6 protein-coding genes are annotated in these 15,064 nt (G+C 51.4%); all 6 read left to right on the top strand.

Annotated features, from left to right (window positions below; genetic code table 11):
* Nucleotides 1-71: 71 nt before the first annotated feature.
* A complete protein-coding gene (locus J7438_RS18560; protein WP_209277729.1) occupies nt 72-3,620 on the top strand; it encodes an RAP domain-containing protein in 3,549 nt (1,182 codons plus the stop codon).
* Nucleotides 3,621-3,726: 106 nt separating this feature from the next.
* The gene (locus J7438_RS18555) at nt 3,727-6,882 is read left to right on the top strand and encodes an RAP domain-containing protein (RefSeq protein WP_209277728.1); all 3,156 of its coding nucleotides are present in this window, start codon (nt 3,727-3,729) and stop codon (nt 6,880-6,882) included.
* Between the two features lie 106 nt (nt 6,883-6,988).
* Nucleotides 6,989-8,389 (top strand): DUF1601 domain-containing protein, encoded by a 1,401-nt coding sequence (locus J7438_RS18550; RefSeq protein WP_209277727.1) that lies wholly within the window; start codon nt 6,989-6,991, stop codon nt 8,387-8,389.
* Nucleotides 8,343-9,098, top strand: coding sequence for an RAP domain-containing protein (locus J7438_RS18545; protein ID WP_209277726.1), 756 nt, complete (start codon nt 8,343-8,345; stop codon nt 9,096-9,098). Before J7438_RS18550 ends, J7438_RS18545 begins: the two co-directional genes overlap by 47 nt.
* Before the next feature lie 106 nt (nt 9,099-9,204).
* Nucleotides 9,205-12,450, top strand: coding sequence for an RAP domain-containing protein (locus J7438_RS18540; RefSeq protein WP_209277725.1), 3,246 nt, complete (start codon nt 9,205-9,207; stop codon nt 12,448-12,450).
* Between the two features lie 156 nt (nt 12,451-12,606).
* Nucleotides 12,607-15,064, top strand: a 2,458-nt coding sequence (locus J7438_RS18535) for a DUF1601 domain-containing protein (protein WP_209277724.1), incomplete at its 3' end; no start/stop codon positions are given.

Here is a 15,064-nt window from a genome sequence, read left to right as displayed (position 1 = left end):
TCAGCAAAATGAACTTCTGAGCAGAACAGCAGTCTGCTTTTTATATTTTCATGAATTAATGAAATATAATTATGGATAGAAGCTCTGCTGATATCAGTGGTAAATACACAAGATCAGGTAATGATTACAACCGACCGAATGGCCATGCCCCTTCTTCAGCGCGTGGACGATATAGACATGCCACAGTCAGACAATGGAATCATCCCCCCCGCACTGCACCGGGTCGCAATGAATTTTACCATTCTTCTGGAGCCAGCTCTTCTCAACATCTACAGGGCCGTTCAGTAAACCCTGTTCAGGATTTTAATGTCCTCATCAAACAGGAAATAATGGATGATCTGTTGAGAAAATCGGATCGTTTCGGTCATCGCTATGATGGGAGAAATCACGGGCAATATGCCAGTTCAATTAAAAAATACACGTCAGCTGCTAAAAGACCGTTAAATCGAGCGGAACAAAGCCAGCTGATAGGTTTGCTGCAAAATTTCACAGCAACGCGGAGCTGGAACTGGCGAAGCCTGACGACAACATTTCATTCATTGACTTCAGCGGGTGTTTTTACCCCTCATAAACCCGTGAATCAGCGTGTTAAGCTCACTCAAGCTGCCTTATTGTCCACGCTACTTGATGCAATAATATTCAAGTGCAACCAAAAACCTCAAGCCAGGGATATTGATGCCCTGGGAACCTCCAACCTGCTGTGGGCCATGGCGAAACTGGTGGACAATGGGCAGAAGCAGACACCAGAGTTCAAAGAAGCCGTGGCCGCCCTGTTGCCCCACGTGAATGCACAGCAAGACCAATTTATTCCTCTGGGCATCGTCAGCCTGCTGTGGGCCATGGCAAAACTGGTGGACAACGGGGAGTGGACACCGGAGCTCAAAGAAGCTGTGGCCGCGCTGTTGCCCCATGTGAACGCACAGAAAGACCAATTTGATGCCCAGAATATTGCCAACCTGCTGTGGGCCATGGCGAAACTGGTGGACAACGGGCAGGAGAAGATACCAGCGCTCAACGAGGCGGTGGCCGCGCTGTTACCCCGCGTTAATGCCCGGAAAGACCAATTTAATCCTCAGCACATCGCCAACCTGCTGTGGGCCATGGCGAAACTGGTGGACAACGGCCAGGAGCGGACACCAGGGCTCAACGAGGCCGTGGCCGCCCTGTTGCCCTGCGTGAATGCACAGAAAGACCAATTTAAAGCGCAGGGTATCTCCAACATGCTGTGGGCCATGGCGAAACTGGTAGACAACGGGGAGTGTACACCAGAGCTCAAAGAAGCTGCGGCCACGCTGTTGCCCCATATGAACGCACAGAAAGACCAATTTAATACCCAGAATATTGCCAACCTGCTGTGGGCCATGGCGAAACTGGTGGACAACGGGGAGTGTACACCAGAGCTTAAAGAAGCTGTGGCCACGCTGTTGCCCCGTGTGAACTCACAGAAAGACCAATTTAATACCCAGGCTATCGTCAACCTGCTGTGGGCCATAGCGAAACTGGTGGACAATGGGCAGGAGCAGACACCAGAGCTCAACGAGGCCATAGCCGCGCTGCTGCCCCACGTGAACGTACAGAAAGACCAATTTATTCCTCAGGCTATCGCCAACCTGCTGTGGGCCATAGCGAAACTGGTGGACAACGGGCTGGATCGGACACCGGGTCTCAAAGAGGCCGCGGCCACACTGTTACCCCAGGTGAGCGCACAGAAAAACCAATTTATTCCTCAGCATATTGCCAAACTGCTGTGGGCCATGGCGAAACTGGTGGACAACGGTCAGGAGCAGACACCAGAACTCAAAGAGGCGGTGGCTGCGCTGCTGCCCCACGTAAACACACAAAAAGCTTGCTTTAACCCACAGGAAATCGTCAACCTGCTGTGGGCCATAGCGAAACTGGTGGACAATGGGCAGGAGCAGACACCAGGGCTCAAAGAGGCCGTGGTCGCGTTGTTGCCCAACGTGAACACTCAGAAAGCTAACTTTAACCCACAGGAAATCGCCAACCTGCTGTGGGCCATGGCGAAACTGGTGGACAATGGGCAGGAGCAGACACCAGGGCTCAAAGAGGCCGTGGTCGCCCTGTTGCTCCTTGTGAACGCATTGAAAGACCAATTTAATGCCCAGGGGATCGCCAACCTGCTGTGGGCCATGGCGAAACTGGTGGACAACGGGCAGGAGTGGACACCAGAGCTTAAAGAAGCTGTGGCTGCGCAGATACCCCACGTGAACGGACAAAAAGCTAACTTTAAACCACAGGAAATTACCAACCTTCTGTGGTCCATAGCGAAACTGGTGGACAACGGTCAGGAGCAGACACCAGAACTCAGAGAGGCTGTGGCCTCGTTGTTGCCCAACGTGAACGCACGGAAAGATCAATTCAATGCCCAGGGCATTGTTAACCTCCTGTGGGCCATGGCGAAACTGGTGGACAACGGGCAGGAGCAGGCAACAGGTCTCATGGAAGCCGCAGTCGCCCTGTTGCCCCACGTAAACACACAGAAAGACCAATTTATTCCTCAGCATATCGCCAGCCTGCTGTGGGCCATGGCGAAACTGGTGGACAACGGGCAGGACCAGACACCAGCGCTCAAAAAGGCCGTGGTTGCCCTGTTGCCCCTCGTGAACGCACAGAAAGACCAATTTAATGCCCAGGCTATCGCCAACCTGCTGTGGGCCATGGTGAAATTAATGGACGACGTGCAAGAATCGACACCAGAGCTCAAAAAGACCGTCACTGCGCTGTTGCCCCGGGTGAACGCATTGAAAGACCAATTTAATGCACAGGAAATCGCCAACCTGTTGTGGACCATGGCGAAACTGGTGGACGACGTGCATGACCAGACACCGGAGCTTAAAGAGGCCGTCACCACCCTGTTGCCCCACGTGAACGCAAAGAAAGACCAGTTTATTCCCCAGCATATCGCCAACCTGTTGTGGGCCATGGCGAAACTGGGTGAACTCGTTGAGCTGAATGTGGTTACCTCTACATTCGAATCGCTTGTCCACAAAATCAGTGAAAAACCTCAGCTCTCCAGGCAAGATATATCGATGTCTCTCTGGGGAGTCATGGTATTCTGTGCCAGGTTGTATCTGGTCTCCAATGCCAATAAAAATAACGTGCTTGAAAAGCACATGGATGACCTGTTGACTCGCCTGGAAAATACATCCCCGGATAATGAGGAGGATCAAACCATCATTGCCATGGCCGCCAGTTGGCTTGGCAGAGCATGTCCATTCGCCCCCCATTACCAGACAATGACTTCAAAACCTCAAACCATCGTCCGCAATCAACTCCAATCATGCATGCCCTCTTTGAAGATTAAAGAAGAAAAGAGTCTGAACTCATTACCGCCAGTTGACCTGCTACTGCCAGATCACAACATGGTGATTGAAATTCAGGGACCATTTCATTACGTGAGTAACGATTTCAAAACACGGAATGGTTCAACTCTGCTTAAAATCGCACTGCTGCAAAAATCAGGATTTGAGGTCATTGAAATCCCGACCAACACGCTTTGGAGCCCGGATGCAATAAAACGATGTATTGATCAAATAAAGACCAGGATACCCCCCCCACCAAAGGCGCATGGCTCTGAATCATTTAACAATCCAGAGTAGTTGTCCTTCTCCAACCACTTGCGTTTATAGGCAGCTCAGCAAAATGAACTTCTGAGCAGAACAGCAGTCTGCTTTTTATATTTTCATGAATTAATGAAATATAATTATGGATAGAAGCTCTGCTGGTATCAGCGGTAAATACACAAGATCAGGTAATGATTACAACCGACCGAATCGCCATGCCCCTTCTTCAGCGCGAGGACGATATAGACATGCCACAGTCAGACAATGGAATCATCCCCCCCGCACTGCACCGGGTCGCAATGAATTTTACCATTCTTCTGGAGCCAGCTCTTCTCAACATCTACAGGGCCGTTCAGTAAACCCTGTTCAGGATTTTAATGTCCTCATCAAACAGGAAATAATGGATGATCTGTTGAGAAAATCGGATCGTTTCGGTCATCGCTATGATGGGAGAAATCACGGGCAATATGCCAGTTCAATTAAAAAATACACGTCAGCTGCTAAAAGACCGTTAAATCGAGCGGAACAAAGCCAGCTGATACGTTTGCTGCAAAATTTCACAGCAACACGGAGCTGGAACTGGCGAAGCCTGACGACAACACTTCATTCATTGGCTTCAGCGGGTGTTTTTACCCCTCATAAACCCGTGAATCAGCGTGTTAAGCTCACTCAAGCTGCCTTATTGTCCACGCTACTTGATGCAATAATATTCAAGTGCAACCAAAAACCTCAAGCCAGGCATATTGAGGCCCAGGTAATCGCCAACCTGCTGTGGGCCATAGCGAAACTGGTGGATAACGGGCAGGAGCGGACACCAGAGATCAAAGAGGGCGTGGCCGCCCTGCTGCCCCACGTGAATGCAAAGCAAGACCGATTTATTCCTCTGGGCATCGCCAGCCTGCTGTGGGCCGTGGCGAAACTGGTGGACAACGGGCAGGAGTGGACACCCGAGCTCGACGAGGCCGTGACCGCGCTGTTGCTCCAAGTGAACGCACAGAAAGACCAATTTATTCCTCAGCATATCGCCAACCTGCTGTGGGCCATGGCGAAACTGGCGGACAACGGGCAGAAGCGAACACCAGGGCTAAAAAGGGCCGTGGCCGCGTTGTTGCCCCACGTGAACGCACAGAAAGCTAACTTTAAACCACAGGGTATCGCCAACCTGCTGTGGGCCATGGCGAAACTGGTGGACAACGGCCAGGAGCGGATACCAGGGCTCAACGAGGCCGTGGCCGCCCTGTTGCCCCAAGTGAACGCACAGAAAGACCAATTTATTCCTCAGGCTATCGCTAACCTGCTGTGGGCCATGGCGAAACTGGTGGACAACGGGGAGTGTACACCAGAGCTCAAAGAGGCTGCGGCCACGCTGTTGCCCCATGTGAACGCACAGAAAGACCAATTTAATACCCAGAATATTGCCAACCTGCTGTGGGCCCTAGCGAAACTGGTGGACAACGGGGGGTGTACACCAGAGCTCAAAGAAGCTGTGGCCACGCTGTTGCCCCATGTGAACGCACAGAAAGACCAATTTAATACCCAGGCTATCGTCAACCTGCTGTGGGCCATAGCGAAACTGGTGGACAATGGGCAGGAGCAGACACCGGGGCTCAAAGAGGCCGTGGTCGCCCTGTTGCCCAACATGAACAATCAGAAAGCTAACTTTAACCCACAGGAAATCGCCAACCTGCTGTGGGCCATAGCGAAACTGGTGGACAATGGGCAGGAGCAGACACCAGGGCTAAAAGAGGCCGTGGTCGCCCTGTTGCTCCTTGTGAACGCATTGAAAGACCAATTTAATGCCCAGGGGATTGCCAACCTGCTGTGGGCCATGGCGAAACTGGTGTACAACGGGCAGGGGTGGACACCAGAGCTTAAAGAAGCTGTGGCTGCGCAGATACCCCACGTGAACGCACAAAAAGCTAACTTTAAACCACAGGAAATTACCAACCTTCTGTGGTCCATAGCGAAACTGGTGGACAACGGTCAGGAGCAGACACCAGAACTCAAAGAGGCTGTGGCCTCGTTGTTGCCTAACGTGAACGCACAGAAAGATCAATTCAATGCCCAGGGCATTGTCAGCCTGCTGTGGGCCATGGCGAAACTGGTGGACAATGGGCAGGAGCAGGCAACAGGTCTCATGGAAGCCGCAGTCGCCCTGTTGCCCCACGTAAACACACAGAAAGACCAATTTATTCCTCAGCATATCGCCAACCTGCTGTGGGCCATGGCGAAACTGGTGGACAACGGGCAGGACCAGACACCAGCGCTTAAAAAGGCCGTGGTTGCCCTGTTGCCCCTCGTGAACGCACAGAAAGACCAATTTAATGACCAGGCTATCGCCAACCTGCTGTGGGCCATGGTGAAATTAATGGACGACGTGCAAGAGCCGACACCAGAGCTCAAAAAGACCGTCACCGCGCTGTTGCCCCAGGTGAACGCATTGAAAGACCAATTTAATGCCCAGGGGATCGCCAACCTGTTGTGGACCATGGCGAAACTGGTGGACGACGTGCATGACCAGACACCGGAGCTTAAAGAGGCCGTCACCACCCTGTTGCCCCACGTGAACGCACAGAAAGACCAGTTTATTCCCCAGCATATCGCCAACCTGCTGTGGGCCATGGCGAAACTGGGTGAACTCGTTGAGCTGAATGTGGTTACCTCTACATTCGAATCGCTTGTCCACAAAATCAGTGAAAAACCTCCGCTCTCCAGGCAAGATATATCGATGTCTCTCTGGGGAGTCATGGTATGCTGTGCCAGGTTGTATCTGGTCTCCAATGCCAATAAAAATAACGTGCTTGAAAAGCACATGGATGACCTGTTGACTCGCCTGGAAAATACATCCCCGGATAATGAAGAGGATCAAACCATCATTGCCATGGCTGCCAGTTGGCTTGGCAGAGCGTGTCCATACGCCCCCCATTACCAGACAATGATTTCAAAACCTCAAACCATCGTCCGCAATCAACTCCAATCATGCATGCCCTCTTTGAAGATTAAAGAAGAAAAGAGTCTGAACTCATTACCGCCAGTTGACCTGCTACTGCCAGATCACAACATGGTGATTGAAATTCAGGGACCATTTCATTACGTGAGTAACGATTTCAAAACCCGGAATGGTTCAACTCTGCTTAAAATCGCACTGCTGCAAAAATCAGGGTTTGAGGTCATTGAAATCCCGACTAACAAGCTTTGCAGCCCGGATTCAATAAAACGATGTATTGATCAAATAAAGACCAGGATAAACACCCAACCAAAGGCGCATGGCTCTGAATCATTTCACAATCCAGAGTAGTTGTTCTTCTCCAACCACTTGCGTTTATAGACAGCTCAGCAAAATGAACTTCTGAGCAGGACAGCAGTCTGCTTTTTATATTTTCATGAATTAATGAAATATAATTATGGATAGAAGATCTGCTGGTATCAGTGGTAAATACGCAAGATCAGATAATTATTATAACCAACCGGGTGGCCATGCCGCTTCTTCAAGGCGTGGACGATATAGACATGCCACGGTCAGGCAGTGGGATGATACCCCACGCAATAACCCGGGGCGTAATAAATTTTACCGTTCTTCTGACGCATGCCCTTCTCAACATCTACTGCACCGTTCAGTAACCCCTGCTCAAGATTTTAATGCACTCATCAAACAGGAAATAATGGATGGTCTGGTGAGTAAATCGGGTCGTTTCGGTCATCGCTATGATGGGAGAAATCACGGTCAATATGCCAGTTCAATTAAAAAATACACGTTAACGTCTAAAAGACCTTTAAATCGGGCCGAGCAAAGCCAGCTGATACATTTGCTGCAAAATTTTACAGTAACACGGAGTTGGAACTGGCGAAGCCTGACGACGACACTTCATTCATTTACTTCAGCGGGTGTTTTTACCCCTCATAAACCCGTGGATACGCGTGTTAAGCTCACTCAAGCTGCCTTATTGTCCACGCTACTTGATGTAATAATATTCAAGTGCAACCAAAAACCTAAAGCCAGGGATATTGATGCCCTGGGAATCTCCAACCTGCTGTGGGCCATGGCGAAACTGGTGGACAACGGGCAGAAGCAGACACCGGAGTTCAAAGAGGGCGTGGCCGCCCTGCTGCCCCACGTGAATGCACAGCAAGACCGATTTATTCCTCTGGGCATCGCCAACCTGCTGTGGGCCATGGCAAAACTGGTGGACAACGGGGAGTGGACACCGGAGCTCAAAGAAGCTGTGGCCACGCTGTTGCCCCATGTGAACGCACAGAAAGACCAATTTAATACCCAGAATATTGCCAACCTGTTGTGGGCCATGGCGAAACTGTCGGACAACGGGCAAAAGCGGACACCAGAGCTCAACGAGGCCTTAGCCGTGCTGCTGCGCCAGGTGAACGTACAAAAAGCTAACTTTAAACCGCAGGGTATCGCCAACCTGCTGTGGGCCATGGCGAAACTGGTGGACAACGGCCAGGAGCAGACACCAGAGCTCAACGAGGCCGTGGCCGCGTTGTTGCCCCGGGTGAACGCACAGAAAGCTAACTTTAAACCACAGGAAATCGCCAACCTGCTGTGGGCCATGGCGAAACTGGTGGACAACGGGCTGGAGCAGACACCAGCGCTCAACGAGGCTGTGGCCATGCTGTTGCCTCACGTGAACGCACAGAAAAACCAATTTACTCCTCAGCACATCGCCAACCTGCTGTGGGGCATGGCGAAACTGGCGGGCAACGGGCAACGGGCAAGAGTGGACACCAGAGTGCAAAGCGGCCGTGGTCGCGCTGTTACCCAACGTGAGAGCACAGAAAGCTCACTTTAAACCACAGGGTATCGCCAACCTGCTGTGGGCCATGGCGAAACTGGGTGAACTCGTTGAGCTGAACGTGGTTACCTCTATCTTCAAATCGCTTGTCCACAAAATCAGTGAAACCCCTCAGCTCTCTCAGCAAGATATATTTATGTCTCTCTGGGGCGTAATGGTATGCTGTGCCAGGTTGTCTCTGGTCTCCAATGCCACTACAAATAACGTGCTTGAAAAGCACATGGATGACCTGTTTACTCGCCTGGAAAATACATCCCCGGACAATGAAAAGGATCAGCGTATCATTGCCATGGCCGCCAGTTGGCTTGGCAGACCGTGTCCGATCGTCCCCCATTACCAGACAACCATTTCAAAACCTCAATCCGACTTCCGCGATCAACTCCAATCATGCATGCCCTCTTTGCAGATTGAAGAAGAAAAGAGCCTGAACTCATTGCCTCCCGCTGACCTGCTACTGCCAGATCACAACATGGTTATTGAAATTCAGGGACCGTCTCATTACGTAAGTAATGATTTCAAAATCAGGAATGGTTCGACTCTGCTAAAAATCGCGCTGCTGCAAAAAGCAGGATTTGAGGTTATTGAAATCCCGGTCAACCAGCTTTGGAACCCGGGTTTAATGAAACCATATATTGATAAAATAAAAACCAGGATAAACACCACGCCACAAGGGCATGGCTCTGAATCATTTAACAATCCAGAGTAGTTGTTCTTCTCCAGCCATTTGCGTTTATAGACAGTTCAGCAAAATGAACTTCTGAGCAGAACAGCAGTCTGCTTTTCATATTCTCATGAATTAATGAAATATAATTATGGATAGCAGATCTGCTGGTATCAGTGGTAAATACACAAGATCAGGTAATCGTGACAACCAACCGAAAGACCATGCCCCTACTTCAGGGCGTGGACGATATAGACATGCCTCCGTCAGACAATGGGATAATCCCCCCCGCACTGCACCGGGTCGCCATGAATTTTACCATTCTTCTGGAGCCAGCTCTTCTCAACATCTACAGTGCCGTTCAGTAAACCCTGCTCAGGATTTTAATGCCCTCATCAAACAGGAAATAATGGATGATCTGTTGAGAAAATCGGATCGTTTCGGTCATCGCTATAATGGAAAAAATCACAGTCAATATGCCAGTTCAATTAAAAGATACACGTCAACTGCTAAAAGACCGTTAAACCGGTCGGAACAAAGCCAGCTGATACGTATGCTGCAAAATTTTACCCCAACACGGCGTTGGGATTGGCGAAGCCTGACGACAACACTTCATTCATTTACTTCAGCGGGTGTTTTTACCCCTTATAAACCCATGCATGAGCGTGTTCAGTTGACTCAAGCTGCCTTATTGTCAACTCTGCTTGATGCAATAATATTTAACTGCTACCAAAAAACTGGAGCCCGGGATATTGATGCCCGGGGTATCGCCAACCTGCTATGGGCCCTGGCGAAACTGGTGGACAACGGGCAGAAGCAGACACCAGAGCTCAAAGAGGCCGTGACCGCCCTGTTGCCCCTCGTGAACGTACAGAAAGACCAATTTATTCCTCAGGGTATCGCCAACCTGCTGTGGGCCATGGCGAAACTGGTGGACAACGGGGAGTGGACACCAGAGCTCAAAGAGGCTGTGGCCGCGCTGTTGCCCCATGTGAACGCAAAGAAAGACCAATTTGATAACCAGAATATTGCCAACCTGCTGTGGGCCATGGCGAAACTGGTGGACAACGGGCAGAAGCGGACACCAGAGCTCAATGAGGCCGTAGCCGTGCTGCTGCCTCATGTGAACGTACAGAAAGACCAATTTATTCCTCAGGGTATCGCCAACCTGCTGTGGGCCATGGCGAAACTGGTGGACAACGGGCTGGAGCAGACACCAGAGCTCAACAAGGCCGTGGCCGCGTTGTTGCCCAACGTGAACACTCAGAAAGCTAACTTTAACCCACAGGAAATCACCAACCTGCTGTGGGCCATGGCGAAACTGGTGGATAACGGGCAGGCGTGGACACCTGAGTTCAAAGCGGCTGTGGCCGCGCTGTTACCCCAAGTGAGCGCACAGAAAGCTAACTTTAAACCACAGGGTATCGCCAACCTGCTGTGGGCCATGGCGAAACTGGTGGACAACGGGCTGGAGCGGACACCAGGGCTCAAAGAGGCCGTGGCCGCCCTGTTGCCCATCGTGAACGCACAGAAAAACCAACTTAGTCCCCAAGGCATTGTCAACCTGCTGTCGGCCATGGCGAAACTGGTGGACAACGGGCTGGAGCGAACACCAGGACTCAAAGAGGCGGTGGTCGCGCTGTTACCCCATGTGAACGCACAGAAAGACCAATTTAATGCCCAGGGAATCGCCAACCTGATGTGGGCCATGGCGAAACTGGTGGACAACGGGCTGGAGCGAACACCACGGCTCAAAGAGGCCGTGGCCGCGCTGTTGCCCCATGTGAACGCACAGAAAGACCAATTTATTCCTCAGAATATCGCCAACCTGCTGTGGGCCATGGCGAAACTGGTGGACAATGGACAGGAGCAGACACCAGGGCTCAATAAAGCCCTGGTCGCGCTGTTGCCCGGGGTGAACACACAGAAAGACCAATTTAATGTCCAGGATATCACCAACCTGCTGTGGGCCATGGCGAAACTGGTGGACAACGGTCAGGAGCAGACACCAGAACTCAAAGAGACTGTGGCTGCGCTGTTGCCCCACGTAAACACACAAAAAGCTTGCTTTAAACCACAGGAAATCGTCAACCTGCTGTGGGCCATAGCGAAACTGGTGGACAACGGGCAGGAGCGGACACCACAGCTCAACGAGGCCGTGACCACGCTGATGCCCCTCGTGAACGTACAGAAAGCTAACTTTATACCTCAGGGTATCGCCAACCTGCTGTGGGCCATGGCGAAACTTGCGGACTACGGGCAGGAGCGGACACCAGAGTTCAACGAGGCCGTGGCCACGCTGTTGCACTGCGTGAACGCACAGAAAGACCAATTTATTCCCCAGCAGATCACCAACCTGCTGTGGGCCATGGCAAAACTGGTGGACAACGGGGAGAAAATACCAAAGCTCAAAGAAGCTGTGGCCGCGCTGTTGCCCCGGGTGAGCGCACAGAAAGACCAATTTATTCCTCAGCAGATCGCCAACATGCTGTGGGCCATGGCAAAACTGGTAGACAACGGGGAGTGGACACCAGAGTTCAAAGAAGCTGTGGCTGCGCTGTTGCCCCGGGTGAGCGCACAGAAAGACCAATTTATTCCTCAGCAGATCGCCAACCTGCTGTGGGCCATGGCGAAACTGGTGGACAACGGGCAGGAACGGACACCAGGGCTCAACGAGGCCGTGGCGGCGTTGTTGCCCCGGGTGAACGCACAGAAAGCTAACTTTAAACCACAGGAAATCGCCAACCTGCTGTGGGCCACAGCGAAACTGGGTGAGCTCGTTGAGCTGGACATGGTTACCTATATCTTCAAATCGCTTGTCCACAAAATCAGTGAAAACCCTCAGTTCTCGCAGCAAGATATATCGATGTCTCTCTGGGGCGTAATGGTATGCTGTGCCAGGTTGTCTCTGGTCTCCAAAGCCAATAAAAATAACGTGTTTGAAAAGCACATGGATGACCTGTTTACTTGCCTGGAAAATACACCTCCGGACAATGAAAAGGATCAACGCGTCATTGCCATGGCCGCCATTTGGCTTGGCAGACCATGTCCGATCGTCCCCCATTACCAGGCAACCATTTCAGAACCTCAAACTTCCTTCCGCAATCAACTCCAATCACGCCTTCCCTTTTTGAAGATTGAAGAAGAAAAGAGTTTGAACTTATTGCCTCCGGTTGACCTGTTTCTGCCAGATCACAACATTGTGATTGAAATTCAGGGACCATTTCATTACGTGAATGGTGATTTCAAAACCAGGAATGGTTCGACTCTGCTGAAAATTGCACTGTTGCAAAAAGCAGGGTTTGAGGTCATTGAAATTCCGGTTAAACAGCGTTGGAACCAGGATTTAATGAAACCATTTATTGATCAAATAAAGAAGAGAACAAACAGCCAGTAATCGTCTCCCTGCCATCATGACTCAGGAACCGTTTTCACAATTCAGAGTAGATGTTCTCCTCCAATCACTTGCGTTTATAAACCGTTCAGCAAAATGAACTTCTGAACAGAACCGCAGTCTGCTTTTTATATTCTCATGAATTAATGAAATATAATTATGGATAGAAGATCAGCTGGTATCAGTGGTAATTACACAAGATCAGGTAATGATTACAACCAACCGAATAACCCTGCCCCTTCTTCAGGGCGTGGGCGATACAGACATGCCACAGTCAGACAATGGGATCATCCCCCCCGCACTGCACCGGATCACAATGAATGTTACCATTCTTCTGGCACACGCTCTTCTCAACATCTACAGCGCCGTTCGGTAAACCCTGCTGAAGATTTTAACGCCCTCATCAAACAGGAAATAATGGATGATCTGGTGAGAAGATCGGATCGTTTCGGTCATCGCTATGATGGGAGAGATCACAGTCGATATGCCCTTTCAATTAAAAAATACACGTCAGCTGCAAAAAGATCGTTAAACCGTGCGGAACAAAGCCAGCTCATACGTATGCTGCAAAACTTTACCCCAACACGGAGTTGGAATTGGCGAAGCCTGACGACAACACTTCATTCATTGACTTCAGCGGGTGCTTTCATCCCTTATAAACCCATGCATGAGCGTATTCAGTCGACTCAAGCTGCCCTATTGTCAACTCTGCTTGATGCAATAATATTTAACTGCAACCAAAAACCTGAAGCCAGGGATATTGATGCCCAGGGAATCGCCAACCTGCTGTGGGCCATGGCGAAACTGGTGCACAGCGGGCAGAAGCAGACACCAGAGTTCAAAGGGGCCATGGCCGCCCTGCTGCCCCACGTGAACGTACTGAAAGACCAATTCAACGCCCAGGCTATCGCCAACCTGCTGTGGGCCATGGCGAAACTGGTGGACAACGGGGAGTGGACACCAGAGCTCAAAGAAGCTGTGGCCGCCCTTTTGCCCCGCGTGAACGCACAGAAAGACCAACTTACTGACCAGGGCATTATCAACCTGCTGTGGGCCATTACGAAACTGGTGGACAACAGGCTTGAGCGGACACCAGGACTCAACGAGGCCCTGACCGCCCTGTTGCCCCTCGTGAACACACAGAAAAACCAACTTAGTGCCCGGGACATTGCCAACCTGTTGTGGGCAATGGTGAAACTGCTGGAAAACGGGCTGGAGCGGACACCAGGACTCAACGAGGCCGTAGCCGCCCTGTTGCCCCTCGTGAACGCACTGAAAGCTAACTTTAAACCACAGGGTATCGCCAACCTGCTGTGGGCCATGGCGAAACTGGTGGAAAATACGAAGCAGCAGACATCAGGGCTCAACGAGACCGTGGCCGTCCTGTTGCCTCTCGTGAACGCGCAGAAAGACCAATTTATTCCTCAGCATATCGCCAACCTGCTGTGGGCCATGGCGAAACTGGTTGAAAACGGGCTGGAGCGGACACCAGGACTCAACGATGCCCTGGTCGCACTGTTGCCCCGGGTGAACGCACAGAAAGACCAATTTAATGTCCAGGATATCACCAACCTGCTGTGGGCCATGGCGAAACTGGAGGACAACGAGCAAAAGTGGACACCAGGGCTCAAAGAGGCCGTGGCCGCACTGCTGCCCCAGGTGAAAGCTCAGAAAAACCAATTTCATGCCCAGGTTATCACCAACCTGCTGTGGACCATGGCGAAACTGGTGGGCAACGGGCTGGAGCGGACAACAGGACTCAACGAGGCCGTGGCCGCGCTATTGCCCCAGGTGATCGCACAGAAAGCTAACTTTACACCACAGGAAATCACCAACCTGCTGTGGGCCATGGCGAAACTGGTGGACAACGGGCAAAAGCGGACACCAGAGCTTAACGGGGCCATGGCCGCGTTGTTGCCGCAAGTAAGCGCACAGAAAACCAACTTTACACCACAGGGTATTGCCAACCTGCTATGGGCCATGGCAAAACTGGTGGACAACGGGCAGGAGTCGACCTCAGAACTCAACCAGGCCGTGGCCGCACTGTTGCCCCAAGTGAATGCACAGAGAGCTGCCTTTAAACCACAAGGTATCGCCAACCTGCTGTGGGCCATGGCGAAACTGATAGACAACGGGCATGAGAGGTCACCAGAACTCAACAAGGCCGTAGCTGCGCTGTTGCCCCGCGTGAACTCACAGAAAAACCAACTTAATGCCCAGACCATTGCCAACCTGCTGTGGGCCATGGCGAAACTGGTGGACAACGGGCTGGAGTCGACACCAGAACTCAACGAGGCCGTGACCGCACTGTTGCCCCACGTGAATGATCTGAGAGCTACCTTTAAACCACAAGAGATCGCCAACCTGCTGTGGGCCATGGCGAAACTGGCGCACAACGGGCAGGAGCAGATACCAGCGCTTAACAAGGCCGTGGTCGCTCTGTTGCCCCACGTGAAAATACAGAAAGACCAATTTATTCCTCAACACATCGCCAACCTGCTGTGGGCCATGGCGAAACTGGTGGACAACGGGCTGGAGTCGACACCAGAACTCAACGAGGCCGTGACCGCACTGTTGCCCCACGTGAATGATCTGAGAGCTACCTTTAAACCACAAG

The sequence above is a fragment of the Thalassotalea sp. G20_0 genome (assembly GCF_017744175.1).
In the GTDB taxonomy this organism is placed as follows: Bacteria; Pseudomonadota; Gammaproteobacteria; order Pseudomonadales; family Endozoicomonadaceae; genus Endozoicomonas.
This window is presented reverse-complemented; position numbering and strand designations above follow the sequence as displayed.